Genomic DNA, 23,789 nt, shown 5'->3' on the forward strand with positions numbered 1-23,789 from the left:
TTAGTGGGCAACCGCAGCAGCGCCGTGTTCATCGATCAACGCACCGTTGTGGAAACGGTCGATGGAGAAAGGTGCAGCCAATGGGTGCATTTCACCCTTGGCCAGACTCGCGGCAAATACGTTGCCCGAGCCAGGTGTTGCCTTGAAGCCACCGGTGCCCCAACCGCAGTTGAAGAACATGTTCGGAACCGGGGTTTTCGAAATGATCGGGCACGCATCCGGCGTGGTGTCGACGATGCCGCCCCACTGACGGTTCATGCGTACGCGGGACAATACCGGGAACATCTCGACGATGGCCTGGATGGTGTGCTCGATCACCGGGTACGAACCACGCTGGCCGTAGCCGTTGTAGCCGTCGATGCCGGCACCGATCACCAGGTCGCCCTTGTCGGACTGGCTGATATAACCGTGTACTGCGTTGGACATGATCACGCTGTCGATAATCGGCTTGATCGGCTCGGACACCAGCGCTTGCAACGGATGGGATTCGATCGGCAGGCGGAAACCGGCGAGTTTGGCCATGTGCCCGGAGTTACCGGCAGTCACCACACCGACGCGCTTGGCGCCGATGAAGCCCTTGTTGGTTTCAACACCGATGCACACGCCGTTTTCCTTACGGAAACCGATCACTTCGGTCTGCTGGATCAGGTCCACGCCCAAGGCATCGGCGGCACGGGCAAAGCCCCACGCCACGGCATCGTGACGGGCCACGCCGCCGCGGCGCTGGACGGTTGCGCCCATCACCGGGTAGCGGGTGTTCTTGGAGCAGTCGAGGTACGGAATCTCGTCGGCCACTTGTTTGGCATCGAGCAGCTCACCGTCAACGCCGTTGAGGCGGTTGGCGCTGACCCGACGCTCGGAATCACGAATGTCCTGCAGGGTGTGGCACAGGTTGTAAACGCCACGCTGGGAGAACATCACGTTGTAGTTCAGGTCCTGGGACAGGCCTTCCCACAGTTTCATCGCGTGTTCGTACAGGTGCGCCGACTCGTCCCACAGGTAGTTGGAGCGAACGATGGTGGTGTTGCGCGCGGTGTTACCGCCGCCCAGCCAGCCTTTCTCGACCACGGCCACGTTGGTGATGCCGTGTTCCTTGGCCAGGTAGTAGGCGGTCGCCAGACCATGCCCGCCACCGCCGACGATGACCACGTCATAGACCTTTTTAGGGGTCGGCGTGCGCCACATCTTCTGCCAGTTTTCGTGATGGCTGAGGGAGTGTTTGAAGAGGCCGAAGCCCGAGTAGCGTTGCATAGTCATTTACTCCAAAACCGCGCTCAGCGATAAACCGGGAAGTCTGCGCACAGGGCCGACACTTGCTGCGCGACATTCGCTTCCACGTCGGCGTCACCGAGGTTGTCGAGGATGTCGCAGATCCAGCCGGCCAGTTGAACGCACTGGGTCACCTTGAAGCCGCGAGTGGTCACAGCCGGGGTGCCGATACGCAGGCCGGAGGTCACGAACGGTGACTGTGGATCGTTCGGGACAGCGTTCTTGTTCACAGTGATGTGGGCGCGACCGAGTGCTGCATCCGCCTCTTTGCCGGTGAGGCCCTGACGGATCAGGCTGACCAGGAACAGGTGGTTATCGGTGCCGCCGGACACTACATCGTAGCCGCGTTTCATAAACACGCCGGCCATGGCCTGGGCGTTGTCGATCACTTGTTGCTGGTAAGCCTTGAAGCTCGGCTCCAGCGCTTCCTTGAAGCACACCGCTTTACCAGCGATGACGTGCATCAGCGGGCCACCCTGGGCACCCGGGAATACGGCGGCGTTGAGCTTTTTCTCGATTTCTTCGTTGGCCTTGCACAGGATCAGGCCGCCACGTGGACCGCGCAGGGTCTTGTGGGTAGTGGTGGTGACCACATCGGCGTACGGCAGCGGGTTCGGGTACAGACCGGCAGCAACCAGACCGGCGACGTGAGCCATGTCGACGAACAGCAGCGCACCGACCTTATCGGCGATCTGACGGAAACGCGGGAAGTCGAGGGTCTTGGAGTAAGCAGAGAAGCCGGCAACGATCATCTTCGGCTTGCATTCAACCGCCAGACGCTCGACTTCGTCGTAATCGATCAACCCGGTTTTGGTGTCGATGCCGTACTGAACGGCGTTGTACAGTTTGCCCGAGGACGACACTTTGGCGCCGTGGGTCAGGTGACCACCGTGGGCCAGGCTCATGCCGAGAATGGTATCGCCTGGCTGGATCAGGGCCAGATACACAGCGCTGTTGGCCGAAGAGCCGGAGTGCGGCTGCACGTTGGCGTAGTCGGCACCGAACAGTTGCTTGGCGCGTTCGATGGCCAGGGCTTCAACCTTGTCGACGTGCTCGCAGCCACCGTAGTAGCGCTTGCCCGGATAACCTTCGGCGTATTTGTTGGTCAGGCCGCTGCCTTGCGCTTCCATCACGCGTTTGCTGGTGTAGTTCTCTGACGCGATCAGCTCGATGTGATCTTCCTGGCGTTGCTCCTCGGCATTCATCGCCGCCAGCAGTGCATCGTCGTAACCCTGGATCTGGTCTTGCTTGCTGAACATCGCGTCTCTCCCAGCGGCATCTATGCGCCATTCGTCTCGGTAAGGCACCGGTGTTTCGACAGTGCCCTTTGAATGCGATGGTATGACCGGCGCAGACAGGCCAAATGCCTACGGACGCCACGCAAAGGTGCGTTTACGACATGGGCTGAAATGGCTGACCGGACTCAATCTTCGATTCAGCGAAGATCCCCTGTGGGAGTGGGCTTGCCCGCGATGGCGGGGTCACATCCGCCATTGATGTCGGCTGACCCACCGCTATCGCGGGCAAGCCCGCTCCCACAAGGGTTAGGCGGCGATATGCCGGACGAGTAACAGCAGTAGAAAATGCAGCGGATACAAGGCATACGCCCAACGGCGCATCGGTGGCGGCTTGAGATGCTTGGCATGTCGCAACACGACCAATCCCAGCAATGGCGCAATCAGACAAGCGACAATCCCGAGAGCGGCGGCCGTGTTACCGAACAGGGCGGCCTGATACAACACCTCCCATTGATTAGCCGCCAGACACACCAGCCCGGGCAACAGGCTGAAATACCAGGGCTGCTTGATCACCCATAACATCGCCAACGGCAACAGCACGCCGAACAGACCAAACATCAGGTGCTCGGAAAACAGCGCCGCCAGCAGTAACGCGCCAGCTGCAAACAGACGCGTTTGCAGGGTTCGGTCCTGCCAGCCACGTGCCACCAGCAAACCCAGCGCCAAAGTGGGCATCACGTTCAACGTGTCGGGATCAGGTATGAACATCCGGTAGGGAATTTCGCTGATGGCACTAAACAGCAGCAACCAACCCAGATAACGCCACTGGCCTTCAGTTGCCTGGCTCCGGGCACGGGACAGATTGGCCGCCATCGCCAGGCAAAACCACGGGAATGCCAACCTGCCCGGCACATACAGGATATCGACGGAATAACCGACATATCGCAGGTGATCGAGCACCATGCACAACAGCGCCATCCACTTGAGCAGATCCAGTGCCCTATCCCTTTGCGTCATGTGCATAATTGCCCGTCGTCTTTGTATTGTTCTGTCAGACGCATCCCGTGTGCTCGCCGGATGATCTTCGGTAAAGTGCGCACCATCATTGACCACGACACGCTTCACCATAAGCGTCTCGATCACGGAAAGCAGGGCCATGACCGATAAGAGCCAACAATTCGCCAGCGACAACTATTCCGGTATCTGCCCTGAAGCCTGGGCTGCCATGGAACAGGCCAACCACGGCCACCAGCGCGCTTACGGCGACGATGAATGGACCGCTCGCGCGTCCGATGATTTCCGCAAATTGTTCGAAACCGACTGCGAAGTGTTCTTCGCCTTCAACGGCACCGCCGCCAACTCCCTGGCCCTGTCGTCGCTGTGCCAGAGTTACCACAGCGTGATCTGCTCGGAAACCGCTCACGTCGAAACCGACGAATGCGGCGCACCGGAATTCTTCTCCAACGGCTCCAAGCTGCTGATCGCCCGCACCGAAAACGGCAAGCTGACCCCGGAATCGATCCGCGAGGTCGCCCTCAAGCGCCAGGACATTCACTACCCCAAACCCCGCGTAGTGACCCTGACCCAGGCCACCGAAGTCGGCAGCGTCTATACCCCGGAAGAAATCCGCGCCATCAGCGCGACCTGCAAAGAACTGGGCCTGAACCTGCACATGGACGGCGCGCGTTTCTCCAACGCCTGCGCCTTCCTCGGTTGTTCGCCAGCGGACCTGACCTGGAAGGCCGGCGTCGACGTGTTGTGCTTCGGCGGCACGAAAAACGGCATGGCGGTGGGTGAGGCGATTCTGTTCTTCAACCACAAACTGGCCGAAGACTTCGACTACCGCTGCAAACAGGCCGGGCAACTGGCCTCGAAGATGCGCTTCCTCTCGGCGCCGTGGGTCGGGATTCTGGAAAACGACGCCTGGCTCAAATACGCCCGCCACGCCAACCATTGCGCGCAACTGCTGGCGGAACTGGTCAGCGACATTCCCGGCGTGGAACTGATGTTCCCGGTGCAGGCCAACGGCGTGTTCCTGCAACTCTCGGAACCGGCCATCGCCGCACTGACCGCCAAGGGCTGGCGCTTCTACACCTTCATCGGCAACGGCGGCGCACGCTTCATGTGCTCCTGGGACACCGAAGAAGAACGCGTGCGCGAATTGGCGGCCGACATCCGGGAAGTGATGTCCCACTAACTCCACACCTGATCGTTGCCTGATCGTTCCCACGCTCCGCGTGGGAATGCCTCTCGGGACGCTCCGCGTTCCTGCCTCACCACCTGCGCAGAGCGGGACACCGTTGTGACGCAGAGCGTCACGGGCTGCATTCCCACGCAGAGCGTGGGAACGATCATTACGGGCGTGTCGCAATTTCCCACTTGCTTCGCGTCGCTGTCTGCTAGACCCATCACACCAAGGCGCTCACCCTAGCCATTCCCGCGCAAAGGAATGCACTAATGGGCCGAAGCCGCTACACCATCACCGAACCCGACAAACCCCACTTCCTCACCTGCACTCTCATGGAATGGCTGCCGCTGTTCATCCGCCCCTACATCGTCGATCACCTGCTCAATTGCTGGCGCTATCAACAAACTCATCAAGATCTAAAGCTGTATGGCTATGTGGTCCTGGAGAACCATCTGCACTTCATTGCCGAGGCCCCAGACCTGGGCAAATGCCTCAGCCAATTCAAGTCCTTTACTGCCCGACAAATCATCGACGACCTGCAATGCAAAGGTGCCGAACGTGCATTGCAGCGTCTGCGCTTCAGCAAACGCGCGCACAAACAGGACAGGGTTTATCAGCTTTGGCAGGAAGGTTCACACGCAGAGATGGTGTACAGCGAACCGGTGATGCGCCAAAAGCTCGATTACATCCATTACAACCCGGTGAAGCGTGGGTATGTGGATTTGCCGGAGCAATGGCGTTATTCCAGCGCGAGGAATTACGCGGGGATGGATGGCCTGATCGAGATTCAGCGCTGGTTTTGAGGCGTGATCGTTCCCACGCTCCGCGTGGGAATGCCTCTCGGGACGCTCCGCGTTCCAGCCTCACCACCTGCGCAGAGCCGGACACCGTTGTGACGCAGAGCGTCACGGGCTGCATTCCCACGCGGAGCGTGGGAACGATCAGTCGTGGCGTACGCCTTGGTCTACATTAATCCGCTCACATAACAATAATCAGGAGCGTACGCATGTCATTGAAAGGCAAAACCCTGTTCATTACCGGCGCCAGTCGCGGGATTGGTCGTGAGATTGCGCTGCGGGCCGCGCGGGACGGGGCCAACATTGTGATTGCCGCCAAGAGCGCCGAACCGCATCCCAAATTGCCGGGCACGATTTTCAGTGTGGCCAAGGAAGTCGAAGCCGCCGGTGGCAAGGCGCTGGCCCTGCAAGTGGATGTACGCGATGAAATCGCGGTGCGTGAAGCCCTGGCCAAGGCCAACGAACATTTCGGCGGCATTGATGCGCTGATCAACAACGCCGGCGCGATCAAGCTGACCGGAGTTCAACACATCGAACTCAAGCGCTTCGACCTGATGCACCAGATCAACACCCGCGCCGTGCTGCTGTGCAGCCAGGCCGCTCTGCCCTACTTGAAGAAGAGCCACGGACACATCCTCAGCATTTCCCCGCCACTGAACCTGGCAAGCAAATGGTTCGCCCAGTACAGCCCTTATACCGTGACCAAATATGGCATGAGCATGCTGACGCTGGGCATGAGCGAGGAGTTCGAGAACTACGGCATCAGCGTCAATTCGCTGTGGCCGCAAACGATGATTGCGACCGCCGCCATCGAATTCCAGCTGGGTTCACGCGAATCCTTCAAGCACGCGCGAACGCCGGCGATCATGGCGGATGCGGCGCATGTGATTCTGGACAGCAGCAGTCGCAGCATTACCGGGCGGTTGCTGATTGATGAAGAGATTTTGCGGGAACATGGAGTGACGGAGTTTGAGGGGTATCGGTTTGAGCCGGACTCGACGGACACGCTGATGCCAGACCTGTTTGTCGACTGAAAACACCACCTCTGTGGGAGCGGGCTTGCTCGCGAAAGCGATTATTCATTCAACATATTTGTCGACTGAAATGACGCCTTCGCGAGCAAGCCCGCTCCCACAAGAGGATAGAGGGTGTTGCTTAAAACTCGATGCGCACATCGCCCTTCGGCACGCTGCAGCACGACAGGATGTAACCCTCGGCTTCGTCTTCCTCGGTAATCCCGCCGTTGTGGTCCATTTCGACCTCGCCCCCCAGCTTCAGCACCTTGCAAGTGCCACAGATGCCCATCCCGCAGGCCTTCGGAATCAGCAGGCCGAGCTTGGCCGCCGCCGCATGCACGGTTTCACCCGGGGCCACGCGAATGCTCTTGCCAGAGGAGATAAATTCGACTTGATGCAGGTCCGCCAAATCGACTTCCGGTGCGTCCGCCGCTTGTTCGGCTTGCTCCACCGCATCGGCACGGGCTTCCGGTGGCGTCGCGCCGAAAGATTCCTCGTGATAGCGCTTCATGTCGAAGCCAGCCGCTTCGAGCATGCGCTTGACCGCGTTCATGTACGGCGTCGGGCCGCAGCAGAACACTTCGCGCTCCATGAAGTCCGGCGCCATCAACTCGAGCATCTTATGGTTCAGGTAACCGCGATAACCGGCCCACGGCTCGCCCAGACCATGCTTCTCGCAGATCAGGTGCAGGCTGAAGTTATCGATCCGCGACGCCATGTGTTCCAGCTCGCGGTGATAAATGATGTCTTTTGGCGAACGGGCGCTGTGGATAAACACCATGTCGACATTGCCGTTGGTGTCGTAGAACCAGCGCGCCATCGACATGACCGGCGTGATACCGACACCGCCGCTGAGGTACAAAACCTTCGGCGCGGTGAAATCCATGGCGTTGAACAGCCCGACCGGTCCGTGCACGGCCAGCTCCTGGCCTTCATGCAGGGTGTCGTGCAGCCAGTTCGAAACCTTGCCGCCCGGCACGCGCTTGATCGTTACCGAAAAGCTGTACGGCACCGATGGCGAACTGGAAATGGTGTAGGAGCGCATGATCGGCACGCCTTCGATTTCCAGCTCCAGGGTGACAAACTGCCCCGGCTTGAAGAAGAACAGGATCGGTTGGTCGGCCATAAAGCAGAAGGTGCGCACATCCCAGGTTTCCTGGATGACTTTGACGCAACGGACAATGTGGCGGCCATTGGCCCAGGTCTGGGTAGTTACCGGATTCAGGAAGCTGTTGGACATGCTGTTCTCCACCGCCGATGGTCGGCCTTATGTTGGCGATTCTGCGTATAGCGCGAATCACCCATTTACCTATCTGCGACATTCACATACTTATCGCGACCAGCCTGCAACTACCGGGGGTTGCGCGTCGGGAACAGATTGGGCCATGTCGCCCATGGATAAGGTTCTGCCCAGCGCCGGCCCCACACTCGCCCCATACCAAGACACAACCTTTACACCTTGCGTAGCAACCCTGATCAGCCACTTTCGCGGCCACGCAGATGGCCTTGAGGAAATACACGATGGACGTCACCACTACCCTGAGCCTGGGCGATCCACTGGAACCCGCACGCAAGGCCACCGCGCAGATGCTACAAGAGCGCGAGCGTACTTTTTCCCTGCCGCAACCGTTCTACTCTGACGAGCGGCTGTTTGATATCGACATGCAGGAAATCTTCCAGAAAGAGTGGTTGATCGCTGGCATGACCTGCGAGATCCCGACCAAGGGCAACTTCCTGACCCTGGAAGTCGGCAAGAACCCGATCATCGTGATTCGTGGCGCCGACGGCGTGGTGCACGCATTCCACAACGTCTGCCGCCATCGCGGTTCGCGGCTGTGCACCACTGAAAAAGGCAAGGTCGCCAAACTGGTTTGCCACTACCACCAGTGGACCTACGAACTGGACGGTCGCCTGCTGTTCGCCGGCACCGAAATGGGCGACGACTTCGACATGAAGCAGTACGGCCTCAAACCGGTCAACGTCAAGACTGCCGGTGGCTACATCTTCATCAGCCTGTCGGAGAACCCACCCGCCATTGATGACTTCCTGTCGACGCTGAGCCATTACATGGAACCGTACGACATGGAAAACACCAAGGTGGCCATCCAGACCACCTTGTTCGAAAAAGCCAACTGGAAACTGGTGCTGGAAAACAACCGCGAGTGCTACCACTGCAACGCGTCGCACCCGGCACTGCTGAAAACCCTGCTTGAATGGGACGACGTTACCGACCCACGCGCCGACCAGGCGTTCAAAGACCACGTCGCGGCCTCTGCCGCTGCCTGGGAAGCCGAGAAGATTCCATACGCTCACGCCAGCTTCGGCCTGCGTAACCGCATCGTGCGCATGCCGCTGCTAAAGGGCACCGTGTCGATGACCCTGGACGGCAAGCAAGCCTGCAACAAACTGATGGGCCGGATCCAGAACCCTGACCTGGGCTCTATGCGCATCCTGCACCTGCCGCACTCGTGGAACCATTGCATGGGCGACCACGTCATCGTCTTTACCGTGTGGCCGATCAGTGCGCAGGAAACCATGGTCACCACCAAGTGGATCGTGCACAAGGACGCGGTCGAAGGCGTGGATTACGATGTAGAACGCATGCGTAAGGTTTGGGATGAAACCAACAACGAGGACCGTCGCCTGGCCGAAGAGAACCAGCGCGGCATCAACTCCACCGCTTACCAGCCAGGGCCTTACTCCAAGACCTATGAATTTGGCGTGGTGAACTTTGTGGACTGGTACAGCGAGCGCCTGCTGAACAACCTCGGCGCTGAGCCTGCGCCGTACCTCAAAGGCGTTCCGGTTCAAGGCTAAAACCTCAACAGCATCGCGGGCAAGCCCGCTCCCACAGTTTTGATGTCATTCACTAACATATGTGAACACCATCAGTCCCATGTGGGAGCGAGCCTGCTCGCGATGGCGGCTTCCCTGTCACACCTTCTCTCCTGCAACACCCCCTTTCCTGATTTAGAACTGTACGAAATATGACCTATTCCGTTCAGGCCTATACCGCACGTGGCTCCCAGCCTTCCGCAAACAAGTTATCCACACCTCCACCCACAGCAAATGGGGACAAGTGTGGTTTTAGTGCAAACTTTCTCCACAGAAACCGAAGAAAATCCGTGACTTATCCAGAACCCGGGTTTTGACCAGCGATTGGTTGTTTTTTGATCTAAGCCTTGAAAGGCACGGACTACGTGGCCTGTAGAGGATGGCAAACACCTTATCCACAGAAGCGCCAACAGACTTTGGGGGCAACTCCAGAGCATCTGTGGAAAACCACTGAAAGCCGCGATTAATCGGGGTTTGCGTTGTATTTAACGGTGCAAACCGATGATTTGATCGTTTTTTAATCAGAACCCTGATAAGACCGTTTTATAAGGCCTGTAGCGGTTAGCGAACATCTTATCCACAGAAGCGCCAACAGAGATTGGGGGCAACTATGCTTGCGCGAGCAAACTTATCCTCAGGAAAAAACCAGTAAAAACCGTAAGTTAGCCTGGTTATTTTTTGTACGAAGGCTTGCACGCCCCTATTTACCTGGGGTGCAGCAAGGGGCAAACATGTTATCCACAGAAGCGCTAACAGGGATTGTGGGTAAGCGCGATCAGATCCTGTTGAAACATGACCGACCCGCGTCGAGATCCAGATTCAACTCATAGTCATCGAATGCGCGCCACCCGAACAAAATCGACGGTACGTACTTGCCGCGCAGCATGGACGGCGGAATCGTGAAGTCCGGGTAGAATTTGTAAGTGATCAGCCGGGTGTGCCCTGACAGGCTCAATTCGCCCCTGTAGGTTTGATAGAGCGGGTTATTGACGACGCTGATGGGCTTGTTGCCCGGAGCGGCCGACGTCAGGTAATCAACATTGCCAGTGTCAATAATTGCCAATGTGGCCTTGCGGTCCAGGCGTGCCGCGATGGTCAGCCACTGGTTGATATCCATACGCTCATACGTAATGTGCGAGTCACAGCGTTCTGGCGGCTCGGCATTGAGCACCAAGGTCTTTTTCGTGACTTTCAGGCGCCCCAGCTTACCGATCAAATCGAGCCCTAATAAGTTGTCCCGGTCGCTGACGAACACCAGCACATTCCTGAACTCGCTTCCGCCGATCTTCAGGGACTTGAAAATCCCGAGCTTGGCAGACAGTCCGTGCTCTCCGTAAAAGGTGCTGTAGCCATAATGGGAGTCGCCCAACAAGGTGATCCCCATCCGCTTGGCGGTGTCGATATTGACGCGGGTTTGCGGCGCTCCCGTGTCCACAATGAAGCGTGACGAGGCGCCATTGGCCGCGCTGACATCAATGTAGGGAAACACCTCATCGGTCACATCACCGTCACGGGGATAAGGATGAATCGCCAGCTCTTCGCGATGCCTGGACCTGGTCACCGAAAAATCACCGACCGAGCGCAGCGCCGCGATGGACTCGTTACCAAACATGGAAAACAGGGCGTTGAGCTCGGGATCTTTAGCGATGGTCTGGGCGTGACGTCGCTTGATCGCCAAGTAGTAGTCGGGAATCTGGTTTGCCGCTTTCGCCTCGAACATGCGGGCGAAAACCGACACTGAGCAATCGAGGTTTTTTCCAGCATCCGACACGTCGTCGCATTGCTGCCTCATTTGCGCCAGCGAAGCTTTTTTTCCCTGCTCAGACGCCAGCCAGGTGTAGAAATCTACCGATGCCTTGCCGGCCTGCGCCATCGCACACGGCGCTGCGCACAGGCAAAACGCAAACAGCAGCAGAGACGACGTTAGGGAGATGCCGCCGATCCGACCTGTCTGACGCCGACCGACCGCTGCCATCGTCAACCCATTCTTGAAAACGAGTTTTATGAATTAGCGCTGCTGCGAACCCGGGCAGCTCATAGTGAAATGTAGCTCACTACGGCCGATACATCAGATAGGCCTCACCCGTGACCCGAATCATCGGATGCGGCGTGATCTGGCAGGTATCAACGACACGAAAGCCATGCCGCTCGTAAAAGCGTCGGGCGCCGGTGTTTGCGGCGTAGTCGATCAGGCTCAAGCCATTGAGCCCCAACTGATTGGCACGGTCGTAAGCGTAAGCCAGAAACTGCTTGCCCAGGCCCTGATTGCGCCACTCTTCATGCAGCGCCAGGCTGGAAATGTAGAGGGTGTCGGGAATCTCCATCGTGGCGTAGGGCGCCAGGACCGGATCGGTCACGGGAGCCGCCATCGGATCGTGACGCATGATGTAGCTGTGCATCATGCCGATGACCTGCCCGTTGGCTTCGGCAATCAGGCAGTTCTGATAAGAAAAGTCCACGTCGTCACGGGCATAACGCAGAGCACCGACGTCAAGCAGATCCTGGCCCGGCTCTGCTATCTGGCTCCAGATGTAATCCGCAGCGCCTTCTGATGAAATCTGGAACAAACGCGCAATCTCTCGCGCATCGCTGCGCCGCGCCGAACGAAACTCAACTGCCATTTTCCTGCCCCCAACAAGACCGCTAGCGAACCACGCCTTCTTCGATCAGCAACTTGAGAATCGCCTCGGCCCCCGCCTCGGCACTCAACCCTTTGAGCACTTGCCCGCCGCCGCCACTGGCCTTGGCCGTTGCCGCTTTCATCCGGTCCGCGCCGCTCTTGGCCTTGATCACCTTCAAGCGCTTTGGCCGTGGCTTGGCCGGTTGCAGCGTTGCGACCGCGAGCAGTTCATCGTCGATGACTTCCACTTCGTCCGCCTGCAACACACCACGCCGGGCCGGCCCATAGGCGCTCTGCCGAGGCTTCGGCGCGGCGTTATCCACAGTGGCCAGAAACGGCAGGCGCACTTTCAAGCGACGGCGCTGACCACGGGGCAAGGCTTGCAGCACCAGGGCCGAACTGCCGTCGATGGATTCCACTTGCGCCAACCCCACCACCAACGGCCAGCCGAGGCTTTCCGCGAGCAGGAACGGCAGCATGCCCGAGCCTTCACCGGTTTCCGCCTGACTGCCGGTCAGCACCACCTGCGCCCCGGCGTCGCGTAAATACGCGGTCAAGGCCGGCAATGCATCGGCGCCAGCAGGTTGTTCAAGCACATGCAGCTGCTCCAGGCCCATGCCCAGATAAGCGCGCAATGCAGGCTCGGCGACGTCGCCGGCATGCAACACTTGCAGGTTATCCCCAGCCAGTTGCAGACCCAGTTCCACGGCGCGGGCGTCCTGCTCGGCGCGGCGTGGCCGGCCGGAGGTCGGGTGGGCACCGATGGACACCAGGCTGATGATTTTCGTGCTCATAACCCTTTCCTTTCCTTAAGCCGCATCGCGCTTGGCTTCGTTGCGGTAAGCCTCTACCGCCGCGATCAAGGCTTGAAGAATCTCGGCACTTTCGCCGATCACCGACAGGTCGGCCCGTTTGATCATGTCGCAGCCAGGGTCGAGGTTGATCGCCACCACCTTGTCGCAGGCTCCGATGCCTTGCAGGTGCTGGATCGCTCCGGAAATTCCCACCGCCACGTAGACCCGCGCGGTTACCCAGGTGCCCGACGCGCCGACCTGACGGTCTCGCGCCATGAAGCCATCGTCCACCGCCACTCGGGAGGCGCCTTCGGTGGCGCCCAAGGCTTGGGCAGTCCTGTGGAAAAGTCCCCAGTCCTTGACCCCGTTGCCGCCGGAGAAGATGAACTCGGCTTCGGCCATCGGAATCGCCGCCGGATCCACCGCCACCGCGCCCAAATCTTCGATGCGCGACAGGCTGCGTGCGACGGCTGTGGATAACTCCACCGGCAACGCTTCATGACGAGTTTCACTGACCGGTTCGGCGCACTCGGCAGCCGCCAGAATCAAGCGTGCCACCGGGCGCGCAAGGTCCTGCAAACCAGCGCCGGCGCGGCCGATGCATTCCTGATCCTTGACCTGCCAGACCCGCGTGGCCGGGCGTTCGCCCAGTGCCGCGGCGAAGCGTCGACCCAGTTCACCACCACCGCTGCGACTGTCCGGCAGCAACCAGTGACGCGGACTGAACTGGTTATCCACAGCCCGCAGACCCTGGACCCGTTGTTCTGGTGCATAACCGCTGAATTCGTCGCCTTCCAGTACCAGCAAGCGATCGACGCCAGCCGTGGCAAAGGCATTTTCTTTGTGTTCACCGAAAACCACGGCCAACACCGCGCCATCCTTGCCGGCCAGTTGATGCGCCAGGCCGAGCAAGTCGCGATCGTGGCTGCTCAAGCGGCCGCCGACCATGTCCGGCACCACGCTGATGTAGAACGCGGGTGCAGCCACTTGATGCAGCGGCAATTGCACTTCAACCGCGGCCGAGCGCTTAGTCGCCCCGCCCTGTTGTGCGCCACTGCGGTCGATGCGCTTGATGCCGTTGGGGCCGATAAACCCGATGCCATGCAGATTTTTACGGATGACTCCGTTAGGGCCCATCCAGCTGTGTTGCGCCGGTTGCATGGCCGCGTGGAGCGGGTGCAGACGGTTGCGGGCGATCCATTCAGCGCGAGGATCGCGGCGGATAATGTCGCTCATCAATGCACCTCCGCAGGTTCACGTTTGGCCGGTGCCGAAGGCTTTCCCGGCGCTGCGTCTTCGAGCAGCGCATCGGCGACCAGTTCAGCAATGTCCTTGATCAGCGGTCGCGGTTCGACCACGCCTTCAAGCATTGCGGTGCACTGTGGGCAACCCACGGCCACCAGCTCAGCGCCCGTCTCGCGGATGTCTTCCATGCGCATGTCGGGGATCCGTTGCTTGCCCGGGATGTCGGTGATCGGCGCACCGCCGCCACCGCCGCAGCAGCGCGAACGGAAACCGGAGCGTTGCATCTCTTTGACTTCAATCCCTAGGGCGCGCAGCACTTCACGCGGTGCCTCGTATTCACCGTTGTAGCGGCCGAGGTAGCACGGGTCGTGATAGGTGACGCTGCTGCCTTTGTGCTGGCCGAGGTTCAGGGCGCCAGCGCCAATGATTTCGGCCATGTAGGTGCTGTGATGCTGCACGAGATAGTTGCCATCGAAGGCGCCGTACTCGTTTTTCAGCACGTGAAAGCTGTGCGGGTCGCAGGTGACGATACGGTTGAAGTTGTACTTGGCCAGGGTCTGGATGTTGCGCTTGGCCAACAGCTGGAAGGTCGCTTCGTCGCCCAGACGTCGGGCTACGTCACCGCTGTCGCGTTCTTCAAGACCGAGCACCGCGAAGTCGACCTTGGCCGCTTTCAGCACTTTGACGAAGGCACGCAGGGTGCGCTGGTTGCGCATGTCGAACGCACCGTCGCCAACCCAGAACAGCACGTCGACCGACTTCTTCTCGCTCATCAGATTGAGGTTCAGGTCCGCCGCCCAGTTCATCCGCCCGCCCGGAGCGAAGCCGCCCGGGTTGTCGGTGGCGATCAGGTTTTCCAGGACTTCGGCGCCCTTGTTCGGCGTCGCGCCTTTTTCCAGGGTCAGGTGACGGCGCATGTCGACGATGGCGTCGACGTGCTCGATCATCATCGGGCATTCCTCGACGCAGGCGCGGCAAGTGGTGCAGGACCACAGGGTTTCAGCGTCCACCAGGCCGTTGACTATCGGTTGATGCGGATTGCCGGCGTGCTCGCCAATCGCTTTGCCAGGATACGGACTGCCAGCGAACTTGGCGTCGGTGCCGCCAGCGAGGCCGACGACCATGTCCTGAATCAGTTTTTTCGGGTTCAGCGGCTGGCCAGCAGCGAACGCCGGGCACGCGGCCTCGCATTTACCGCACTGCACGCAAGCGTCGAAGCCGAGCAATTGGTTCCAGGTGAAATCCTTGGGTTTTTCCACGCCCAGCGGCGCGTTCGGATCGTTGAGGTCCAGCGGTTTCAAACCGGTGGAACGGCCGCCGCCAAAGCGTTCGGCGCGACGGTGCCAAGCCAGGTGAAGGGCGCCGGCGAAGGCGTGCTTCATCGGCCCGCCCCAGGTCATGCCGAAGAACAGTTCCGAAACGCCCCACAGCACGCCCACACCGAGAATCGCAGCCAAGACCCAACCGCCAAAGTTTTCCGGGAGGATGCCAGCGACCGGCAGGGTCAACAGGAAGAAGCTCGCCGAGAACGCCAGCAGGCTTTTCGGCAGGCGCATCCACGGGCCTTTGGACAGACGGGCCGGCGGGTTGCGTCGACGCAGGTAAACGAAGATCGCACCGACGAACATCACGGCCGTCATCAGCAACAGGGCATAACCGAGGATGCGGTTATGCAGGCCGAAGCCGTGAACCAGAATCGCCAGCACGATGGATGCCACCGCGCCACCGGCCGTGGCGACGTGGGTGTTGGCGATGTATTTGTCCCGCGCGACGACGTGGTGCAAGTCGACCATGTAGCGCTTGGGCATGGCGAACAGGCCGCCAATCAGGTCGACTTTCGAAGCCCGGCCTCGGCGCCACATAGCCACCCGCCGCAACGCGCCCAGAACCGCAAGGCCCAGGGCAGCGAACAACAGGATTGGAAGAAGGGTGTTCAACATGGTGGAGCTCCCAAAGACCGCAGGGTCAATGATCGTTCCCACGCTCTGCGTGGGAATGCAGCCCGGGACGCTCTGCGTCCCAAGAGCGGACGCAGAGCGTCCATTGAGGCATTCCCACGCAGAGCGTGGGAACGATCAGTTCGTGGCTTAGAAATCCTTGCACAACCGCAGCGCGTCATAAATGGCGGCGTGGGTGTTGCGCTGCGCCACGCAGTCGCCGATGCGGAACAGCAAGTAGCCGTCGCCCGCCTGGCTCAGCGAAGGTTGTGGCTTGATCGCGAACAGGGCTTCGATGTCCATCTGGCCTTTGTTGCGCGAGCCTTCCTTCAGCGCGTAGTAGATTTCTTCGTCCGGACGCACGCCGTTTTCGACGACAACCTGGTCCACCACCCGCTCCTCTTTGGCGCCGGTGTATTCGTTTTCCAGCACCGCTACCAGCTTGTCGCCTTCGCGGTAGACCTTCTCCAGCATCATGTCCCCGGTCATGATCACTTCTTTGGGGTACATGCTGCGGTAGTAAGTCGGGAACGAGGTGCCGCCAATCGCTACGCCCGGCTTGATGTCGTCAGTGACGATCTCGACCTGGCTGCCCTTGTCGGCGAGGAAGTCGGCAGTCGACATCCCGGTGAACTCGCAAATGGTGTCGTAGACCAGCACGTTCTTGCCCGGTGCAACCTTGCCATCGAGGATGTCCCAGCTGCTGACCACCAGGCCTTCGGCCGCGCCCCAATGCTCGTTCTGCTCCAGGAATGGATGACCGCCAACGGCGAGCACCACCACGTCAGGACGCAGGTCGAGAATGGTCGCCGCATCGGCGGCCACGCCCAGGCGCAGGTCGACTTTCAAACGCGCCAGTTCCAGCTGGAACCAGCGAGTGATGCCGGCGATCTGGTCCCGTTGCGGGGCTTTCGAGGCAGTGGTGATCTGCCCGCCGATGAATTCTTTCTTCTCGAACAGGGTCACGTCGTGGCCACGTTCAGCGGAGACGCGCGCTGCTTCCATCCCGGCAGGACCGGCACCGACCACCACAACCTTGCGCTTTACACCGGTCGACTTCTCGATGATGTGCGGCACGCCCATGTATTCACGGGAGGTCGCGGCGTTCTGGATGCACAGCACGTCCAGGCCTTGGTATTGACGGTCGATGCAATAGTTGGCGCCGACACACTGCTTGATCTGGTCGACCTGACCCATCTTGATCTTGGCGATCAAGTGCGGGTCGGCAATGTGAGCACGGGTCATGCCGACCATGTCCACGTAGCCGCCTTCCAGAATACGGGTCGCCTGGTTCGGGTCTTTGATGTTCTGCGCGTGCAGCACCGGAGCCTTCACCACTTCCTTGATACCGGCCGCCAAGTGCAGGAACGGCTCCGGCGGATAACTCATGTTCGGAATAACGTTGGCCAGGGTGTTGTGGGTGTCGCAACCCGAACCCACCACGCCGATGAAGTCGATCATGCCGGTGTCGTCGTAATACTTGGCGATCTGCTTCATGTCTTCGTGGGACAAGCCGTCCGGGTGGAACTCGTCACCACACAGACGGATGCCGACACAGAAATCCGGACCGACTTCCTTGCGAACAGCCTTCAGGACTTCCAGGCCAAAACGCATGCGGTTCTCGAAGCTGCCACCCCACTCGTCGGTACGCTTGTTGACTCGCGGGCTCCAGAACTGGTCGATCATGTGCTGGTGCACAGCAGACAGTTCGACGCCGTCCAGGCCACCGGCCTTGGCCCGCGCCGCAGCGCTGGCGTAGTTGCCGATCACCCGCCAGATTTCTTCCGGCTCGATGGTTTTGCAGGTCGCACGGTGCACCGGTTCACGGATACCCGATGGTGACAGCAGGGTTGGCCAATGCTCGCCATCCCAACGCGAGCGTCGGCCCATGTGGGTAATCTGGATCATGATCTTGGCGCCATGCTTGTGCATGGCATCGGCCAGGTTTTGGAAGTGCGGGATGATCCGGTCGTCGGCCAGGTTGACCGACTTCCACCAGCCTTGCGGGCTGTCGATGGCCACACTGGAAGAACCGCCGCAAATCGCCAGGCCGATCCCGCCCTTGGCTTTCTCTTCGTAATACTTGACGTACCGGTCGGTGGTCATGCCGCCGTCGGTGGCATAAACCTCGGCGTGCGCGGTGCTGAGCACGCGGTTGCGGATGGTCAGTTTGCCGATCTGGATCGGCTGGAACATTGCTTCGAAAGCCATGGCGGGTTCCTCGACTTACAACGGCTTGACGGTGAACAGGCCGTCGTCGTGGCCTTCTTCGGAGCCACCGTAAACCTGTTCGGCAACGGTGCGGATCTTGCTGCCGCGGGCCTGCAGGATCTGGTCCATGGCACCGGCAAACCAGCCAGTGAACATGTAGTCGACCTTGCGTCCGACCTTGCCGTACACGTAGACAAATGCCGAGTGTTCGAGCTTGACGCTGGCGGTGCCTTTGTCGAGGTCGATGTCCTGAATTTTGAACAGGCCCCAACCGCGTTGCGACAGGCGCTTCATGTAGTGCTCGAACACCGCGACGCCTTCCAGGCCGTGGCATTCAGCTTCTTTTTCACACCAGTGCCAGGCGGACTTGTAGCCGGCCTTGTAGAGGATTTCAGCGTAGGCTTCGGCGCCCAGCACTTCCTCGATGCCCATGTGGTTATTGACGAAGAAGTGACGCGGCACGTACAGCATGGGCAGGGCGTCGGAGGTCCAGACACCAGTTTCGCTGTCGACTTCGATTGGCAATTGCGGGGCGATCTTGGCCATGGAAACTTAACTCCAGAAAAATTTTGGTGTTGCCCCCGGCGCGGACGGCCGGGGGAAAGGATTCAGAGGGGGGGGCGGTGGCTTATTCGCCCCAGACATCTTTCAAGACGTTGACCCAGTTCTCGCCCATGATCTTGCGGACCACGCGCTCGGAATGGCCGCGCTTGAGCAGGGTTTCGGTCAGGTTCGGGAACTCGCCGACGGTGCGGATGCCCAGCGGGTTGATGATCTTGCCGAAACTGGTCAGACGGCGGGCGTAGCCCTTGTCATGGGTCAGGTATTCGAAGAAGTCCTGGCCATGGCCCTGGGTGAAGTCGGTGCCGATGCCGATGGCGTCTTCGCCGACGATGTTCATGGTGTATTCGATGGCCTCGGCGTAGTCGTCGATGGTCGAATCGATGCCTTTGGCCAGGAATGGCGCAAACATGGTCACACCGACGAAACCGCCGTGGTCGGCGATGAACTTCAGTTCTTCATCGGATTTGTTGCGCGGGTGGATTTTCAGACCCGACGGCAGGCAATGGGAGTAGCAGACCGGCTTCTTGGATTCGAGGATGACTTCTTCGGAGGTTTTCGAACCGACGTGGGACAGGTCGCACATGACGCCAACGCGGTTCATCTCGGCAACGATCTCACGACCGAAGCCCGACAGGCCGCCATCGCGCTCGTAGCAGCCGGTGCCGACCAGGTTCTGGGTGTTGTAGCACATCTGCACGATACCGACGCCCAGCTGCTTGAACACCTCGACATAGCCGATCTGGTCTTCAAAGGCGTGAGCATTCTGGAACCCGAACAGGATGCCGGTCTTGCCTTGCTCCTTGGCCTTGCGGATATCGGCGGTGGTACGCACCGGAATCACCAGGTCGCTGTTCTCGCGGATCAGCTTCTGGCTGGCGGCGATGTTGTTGACGGTGGCCTGGAAGCCCTCCCACACCGACACGGTGCAGTTGGCAGCAGTCAGACCGCCCTTGCGCATGTCTTCAAACAGCTCGCGGTTCCACTTGGCAATAATCAGCCCGTCGATAACGATGCTGTCGGCGTGCAATTCGGCTGGGCTCATCAGGCTGTCCCCTATTAGCGATTCATGCGCCGAATCGTGTGCCGGCGCTTTGGGGCCAGCATATGCCTGAGGGACGGGGCAGCCGGGTGCAAAAACGACAGGGGGTTTGCCGAAAGCGTCAATCCGCGACAAAGGGTCGTCGCCGGGCATGATCACGCACCTGTTCAAGGGCCTGCGCATGGGCCAGAATTCGCCGCATCACTGAATATGCATTGGAAAAAGGGGCGGCGGCGCAATGAAATCAATCTTCCTGGCTTTGGCACTGATAGCGACCGGCGTACAGGCGGCTGAAGAGTCCGACATTAACCCGTGCGATGCGGTCGAAAACGACGTCCAGACCCTGGAATGCTCGGCCTACAGCAGAACCACCGCGGAAGATCTGCTGAAAGACAACTACAAAAGCCTGAACGAACGCATGCAAACGACATACAGCAAGAACCCGGCGCAACTGGCCGACATCACCGCCAAGCTCAAGACCGCACAACAGCAATGGATCAAGACCCGGGACGCAGACTGCGCAGTTGAAGCGTTCCCGGCGACCAGCGGTAGCAAGGCATTTACCATCGCGCAAAATGATTGCGTGGCGCGGATGAGCGATGAGCGGTCGGAGTTTTTGGAGTCGATTGGGCAGGAGTGATGCATTAGAGCGCCTGCCACACAGACTCAAGCGAGGTCAGCAGTGTTTGGTTCGTCGTTTTATCGATGCCCAGATCGACGCAACAGGCATTCCACCCGGAAAAAGCATCCAGCGTTTGTTCCATGTAGCGCTCGGGCGCAAGGAAACTGAACGGTTTGCACACTTCGATGAGCGCCTTGCGTGAGGGTTTGCCTCTTCCCGCGAATGCTGTGGTGTGTTCGTTGCCGCGCCCAGCGGTGTTGGAAAAGGTCAGGTCGTAGGCCGGCGCCATTTTCCAGCCATCCTTATCGCCAAAAAACGAGAAGTTCTTCGCGTGATCGTCGTGGTTGTGAGCGAGAGCGTTGAACACCATCAATCGGGCCATTTTCTCGACCTCTGCCGCGTCCTTGGTCATTGCCCAGGTCGCTCGCAGTAAATCACTGTAATCGAGGCTTGGTGTCCGGAAGTCGGCGTATAGAATCGCTGCGGCGGTAAGCATGTGGCGCTTGGCACCGTCCTTCCGATCGAAGCGTTTCGTGGCGAAGAATTGCTCTGCACCCTTTGTGGTTTCTACCTGAAACAGTTTCGACTCGGAAATTTCGATCCCTGCTCGACGGGCCATCAGAGCATAAACCTGCTCAATGGCGCCGCTGTCTCGATGTTCCTCTTCACAGCGAAACTTGATTAACCAATGCTCAAAACCCTCGGGCATTTTGCCAAATGACGAAACGGCACGCTGTTTGTCCGGGGAAAGACCAATTACCGCTTTAGGACGTGCACCACCGGGGGAACCGCCTGCCAGTCGCAGAGATTTGATGACCTCGTCCGTGCTGCCTGAAAGTATCGTTTGTGAAGCCTCGTAGAGGGCAGCCAAGTCGAGGTCTTCGTCTGCCTCAACGGTTTCGGACATCGGCACGTATTCCAGCGCGCCCATGCTGCGATTGCCCATGTAGGCCAGACGATCCAGCGGACCGATTGCGTGGCGCTCGACACCCAATTGACTGCGCAAGAATCGATCCATTAGCAGCAGTCCCCAACAATCGGGCAACGAATCGCTGAACGCGCCGTGCAGACCGTCGAACAGCAGCGGATCAGCTGCGCCCTGGGGCTTGATCGAAAAATCCATATGAAACGGCGCGAGGTTGAACCCTTTCGCCAGCCAGCCTGGGTCATAAGAAAAAAACACGCCCTGACGAGGAATCGCGACCATCTCGCCGACGCGTGATCCTTGGAGCATGACGCTGATTGCGTTGACGGATTTCATTGTCGGCCACGAGCCCTTTCGTAGTTTTTCAGTTCCTGAAGCGTCAGCGATTGAGCCGATGCGAACAAATTTGTCAGGGGTTCTTCTGCTCCGAGGCAGATAGCGATCAGTAACAGGCCATCCAAAGAGATTTTGCCGGTGGTTTCAAAGCGCTTGATATTCGACTCGGGGACACCTGACTTTTGCGCCAGCGTGCGCCGCGAAAGGTTTTTACTAAGCCTCAGCCGTTTGGCATTTCCGGCGATCTGTAAAGCGATTTCGCCAGGGGAGTAAAGGATATGGGTAAGGGCCACGAGTTGACCTCAAGAAGGATGTGAGCAAGTGTAGCAGCGAGACAGGTAGAGAGTATTTAACGGACAACATTTAATCTTTTATGAAGATAAAAAGCTATTAATAGACATTATTTTACCCATTAAATAGCTACGATAATTACCCTTCGAATATTTTGCGTACACGCTACATTTGTCATTTGAGCTATAAGCTCCGCGTCTACCTACCGGGAAACACATAAATGAAAATCTGCGGCATCGAAATCAAAGGCAGCGAAGCGATCATCGCCGTGGCCTCCCTCGACGGTCAGGCACTGAGCCACGTCGCCCTGGCTACCAAGAAAATCGCCCTCGACGATGATGACGAAGCCGCCAACGTCAAAGTCTTTGCCGCTCAGGTGGCCTCGTTTGTACGTGAGAATTCCATTGATCGGATTGCGATCAAGAAGCGCAGCAAGAAAGGCGAGTTCGCCGGTGGGCCGACCACGTTCAAGATCGAGGGCATTTTCCAGTTGCTGGAGAGTTGCGAGGTGACGCTGCTGTCACCGCAGACGATCAATGCGCAGGCAAAAAAACACAATTTCGAACTGCCGGCGACGCTGAACAAGTATCAGCATGAGGCTTACAAGGCCGCGTGCTCAGCCTTAATGAAGAAGTAAGATAAACGCAAATCAAATGTGGGAGCGGGCTTGCTCGCGAAGACGGTGTACCAGCCAACATCAATGTTGGATGACGGACTGCTTTCGCGAGCAAGCCCGCTCCCACATTTCGTTTTGCGCTTGGCTCAAACCAGCTCTCGCCCATCCCCCAACCGTCGGCGATCCTCCCGCGGGCACCGCTCAAACTTCGCCCGATAACTGCGGGTGAAATACGACGGCGATTCAAACCCGCACGCAATGCTCACTTCCAGCACGCTCATGTCGGTCTGGCGCAGCAACTGCCGCGCCTTCTCCAGCCTCAACCGCAGGTAGAAATTGCTCGGCGTGTCGTTCAAGTGCAGCCGAAACAGGCGCTCCAGTTGCCGGCGCGTTACCTTGATCGATTCGGCCAGCTCAAGCGTGCTCAGCGGCGGTTCGCTGTGCTGTTCCATCTCGCCAATCACATGCACCAGCTTCTTGTTGCTGATGCCATAGCGCGTGGCGACTTCCATGCGCTGGTGGTCTTTGCGCGGGCGGATGCGCCCGAGTACGAATTGTTCGCTGACCTGGATCGCCAGTTGCGGGCCATGGGCCTGGGCGATGAGGTCGAGCATCAGGTCGATGGACGCGGTGCCGCCCGCCGAGGTGATGCGCCGGCGATCGATCTCGAACAGCTCCTGGGTGACGCTGAGCTGCGGATACGACTCCTTGAAGGCGTCGATGGCTTCCCAGTGCAGGGTCAGGCGATGGCCGTCGAGCAGCCCTGCTTCGGCGAGGATGAAACTGCCGGTGTCGATGGCGCCAAGCGTCACGCCTTCGTTGTCCAGCCGACGCAACCAGTGCTCCAGCGCCGGGGTTGCGAACTTCAAGGGTTCGAAACCGGCGACCACCAAGAGCGTCGCACCTTTCTTTAGCGGTTCCAGCGCCGCGTCGGCGTTGACCGACATGCCGTTGCTGGCCAGCACCGCCCCGCCGTCCGCGCTCAATACATGCCAGCGATACAGCTCGCCGCGAAAGCGATTGGCGACCCGCAGCGGCTCGATGGCCGAGATAAATCCAATCGCCGAGAAACCCGGCATCAACAAGAAGTAGAAATCCTGGGACATGGAGCGCACTCGATAGGCGGGTAATGTCAGGGCGGGTAGCGTGTTGACGTTGATACGCCACTTGCAAGCGGCAATCAAGAGCACAGGTCGCTGCAGTGCAAGAGCTGGTCGCCGCAGTGCGCTTTCACGGGGGCGTAGCT

Annotated in this window: 21 protein-coding genes; 6 read left to right on the plus strand and 15 right to left on the minus strand. The window is 59.3% G+C overall.

The window, feature by feature from the left end:
* The 3 genes from HNR03_RS11510 to HNR03_RS11520 all read right to left on the minus strand — a co-directional run bounded on the left by HNR03_RS11510 (position 1) and on the right by HNR03_RS11520 (position 3,530).
* The gene (locus HNR03_RS11510; RefSeq protein ID WP_007947735.1) at positions 1–1,251 is read right to left on the minus strand and encodes a sarcosine oxidase subunit beta; all 1,251 of its coding nucleotides are present in this window, start codon (positions 1,249–1,251) and stop codon (positions 1–3) included.
* 23 nt (positions 1,252–1,274) lie between these two features.
* Positions 1,275–2,528, minus strand: coding sequence for a serine hydroxymethyltransferase (gene glyA / locus HNR03_RS11515; protein ID WP_222588759.1), 1,254 nt, complete (start codon positions 2,526–2,528; stop codon positions 1,275–1,277).
* A gap of 285 nt (positions 2,529–2,813) precedes the next feature.
* Positions 2,814–3,530, minus strand: coding sequence for a conjugal transfer protein TraX (locus HNR03_RS11520; RefSeq protein WP_259153631.1), 717 nt, complete (start codon positions 3,528–3,530; stop codon positions 2,814–2,816).
* 133 nt (positions 3,531–3,663) lie between these two features.
* On the opposite strand from HNR03_RS11520, the gene HNR03_RS11525 reads away from it, so the two are divergent.
* The 3 genes from HNR03_RS11525 (at position 3,664) to HNR03_RS11535 (ending at position 6,526) form a co-directional block, all read left to right on the plus strand.
* Positions 3,664–4,704, plus strand: a complete 1,041-nt coding sequence (locus HNR03_RS11525) for a low specificity L-threonine aldolase (RefSeq protein ID WP_010467030.1) — start codon at positions 3,664–3,666, stop codon at positions 4,702–4,704.
* 260 nt (positions 4,705–4,964) lie between these two features.
* On the plus strand, positions 4,965–5,498 hold the full coding sequence (locus tag HNR03_RS11530; RefSeq protein ID WP_259153633.1) for an REP-associated tyrosine transposase: 534 nt from the start codon (positions 4,965–4,967) through the stop codon (positions 5,496–5,498).
* Between the two features lie 203 nt (positions 5,499–5,701).
* Positions 5,702–6,526: an NAD(P)-dependent oxidoreductase gene (locus HNR03_RS11535; protein ID WP_259153634.1), complete on the plus strand. Its 825-nt coding sequence runs from the start codon at positions 5,702–5,704 to the stop codon at positions 6,524–6,526.
* 121 nt (positions 6,527–6,647) lie between these two features.
* Here HNR03_RS11535 and gbcB read toward each other — a convergent pair whose 3' ends face one another.
* Entirely contained in the window at positions 6,648–7,748 is a 1,101-nt protein-coding gene (gbcB, locus tag HNR03_RS11540; protein WP_222588763.1) for a glycine-betaine demethylase subunit GbcB, read from the minus strand.
* A gap of 281 nt (positions 7,749–8,029) precedes the next feature.
* Between gbcB and gbcA the strand changes: the two genes are divergently transcribed.
* Positions 8,030–9,325 carry a glycine-betaine demethylase subunit GbcA gene (gene gbcA / locus HNR03_RS11545; protein WP_259153635.1) on the plus strand — a complete coding sequence of 432 codons (1,296 nt, stop codon included), beginning with the start codon at positions 8,030–8,032 and terminating at the stop codon, positions 9,323–9,325.
* A 793-nt stretch (positions 9,326–10,118) separates the two neighbouring features.
* Here the strand turns inward: gbcA and HNR03_RS11550 are convergent.
* The 8 genes from HNR03_RS11550 to HNR03_RS11585 all read right to left on the minus strand — a co-directional run bounded on the left by HNR03_RS11550 (position 10,119) and on the right by HNR03_RS11585 (position 19,756).
* Complete coding sequence (locus HNR03_RS11550; RefSeq protein ID WP_405046055.1) at positions 10,119–11,216, minus strand: retropepsin-like aspartic protease; 1,098 nt, start codon at positions 11,214–11,216, stop codon at positions 10,119–10,121.
* A 181-nt stretch (positions 11,217–11,397) separates the two neighbouring features.
* Positions 11,398–11,964 (minus strand): GNAT family N-acetyltransferase, encoded by a 567-nt coding sequence (locus HNR03_RS11555; protein ID WP_222588766.1) that lies wholly within the window; start codon positions 11,962–11,964, stop codon positions 11,398–11,400.
* Positions 11,965–11,986: 22 nt separating this feature from the next.
* Positions 11,987–12,757: an electron transfer flavoprotein subunit beta gene (locus tag HNR03_RS11560; RefSeq protein ID WP_208671112.1), complete on the minus strand. Its 771-nt coding sequence runs from the start codon at positions 12,755–12,757 to the stop codon at positions 11,987–11,989.
* Between the two features lie 15 nt (positions 12,758–12,772).
* Positions 12,773–13,993 (minus strand): electron transfer flavoprotein subunit alpha/FixB family protein, encoded by a 1,221-nt coding sequence (locus HNR03_RS11565; protein ID WP_259153638.1) that lies wholly within the window; start codon positions 13,991–13,993, stop codon positions 12,773–12,775.
* Entirely contained in the window at positions 13,993–15,942 is a 1,950-nt protein-coding gene (gene dgcB, locus HNR03_RS11570) for a dimethylglycine demethylation protein DgcB (protein WP_259153639.1), read from the minus strand. Before dgcB ends, HNR03_RS11565 begins: the two co-directional genes overlap by 1 nt.
* A gap of 147 nt (positions 15,943–16,089) precedes the next feature.
* Positions 16,090–18,150, minus strand: coding sequence for a dimethylglycine demethylation protein DgcA (dgcA, locus tag HNR03_RS11575; RefSeq protein WP_090178865.1), 2,061 nt, complete (start codon positions 18,148–18,150; stop codon positions 16,090–16,092).
* Positions 18,151–18,165: 15 nt separating this feature from the next.
* The gene (locus HNR03_RS11580; protein ID WP_007947752.1) at positions 18,166–18,696 is read right to left on the minus strand and encodes a DUF5943 domain-containing protein; all 531 of its coding nucleotides are present in this window, start codon (positions 18,694–18,696) and stop codon (positions 18,166–18,168) included.
* Positions 18,697–18,778: 82 nt separating this feature from the next.
* Positions 18,779–19,756: a dipeptidase gene (locus HNR03_RS11585; RefSeq protein WP_008033250.1), complete on the minus strand. Its 978-nt coding sequence runs from the start codon at positions 19,754–19,756 to the stop codon at positions 18,779–18,781.
* A 235-nt stretch (positions 19,757–19,991) separates the two neighbouring features.
* Between HNR03_RS11585 and HNR03_RS11590 the strand changes: the two genes are divergently transcribed.
* Positions 19,992–20,393 carry a lysozyme inhibitor LprI family protein gene (locus tag HNR03_RS11590; protein WP_222588769.1) on the plus strand — a complete coding sequence of 134 codons (402 nt, stop codon included), beginning with the start codon at positions 19,992–19,994 and terminating at the stop codon, positions 20,391–20,393.
* Positions 20,394–20,397: 4 nt separating this feature from the next.
* Here HNR03_RS11590 and HNR03_RS11595 read toward each other — a convergent pair whose 3' ends face one another.
* Both HNR03_RS11595 and HNR03_RS11600 read right to left on the minus strand, forming a co-directional pair.
* The gene (locus tag HNR03_RS11595; RefSeq protein ID WP_259153642.1) at positions 20,398–21,636 is read right to left on the minus strand and encodes a type II toxin-antitoxin system HipA family toxin; all 1,239 of its coding nucleotides are present in this window, start codon (positions 21,634–21,636) and stop codon (positions 20,398–20,400) included.
* Positions 21,633–21,929, minus strand: coding sequence for a helix-turn-helix transcriptional regulator (locus HNR03_RS11600; protein WP_259153643.1), 297 nt, complete (start codon positions 21,927–21,929; stop codon positions 21,633–21,635). The genes HNR03_RS11595 and HNR03_RS11600 overlap by 4 nt, the downstream gene beginning before the upstream one ends.
* A 218-nt stretch (positions 21,930–22,147) precedes the next feature.
* Between HNR03_RS11600 and HNR03_RS11605 the strand changes: the two genes are divergently transcribed.
* Positions 22,148–22,564, plus strand: coding sequence for a DUF3010 family protein (locus HNR03_RS11605; protein ID WP_222588772.1), 417 nt, complete (start codon positions 22,148–22,150; stop codon positions 22,562–22,564).
* A 125-nt stretch (positions 22,565–22,689) separates the two neighbouring features.
* On the opposite strand, the gene HNR03_RS11610 is transcribed toward HNR03_RS11605, so the two are convergent.
* On the minus strand, positions 22,690–23,649 hold the full coding sequence (locus HNR03_RS11610; RefSeq protein ID WP_222588773.1) for a GlxA family transcriptional regulator: 960 nt from the start codon (positions 23,647–23,649) through the stop codon (positions 22,690–22,692).
* Positions 23,650–23,789: the final 140 nt, after the last annotated feature.

It is taken from the genome of Pseudomonas sp. JAI111 (assembly GCF_024809425.1).
Classification (GTDB): domain Bacteria; phylum Pseudomonadota; class Gammaproteobacteria; order Pseudomonadales; family Pseudomonadaceae; genus Aquipseudomonas.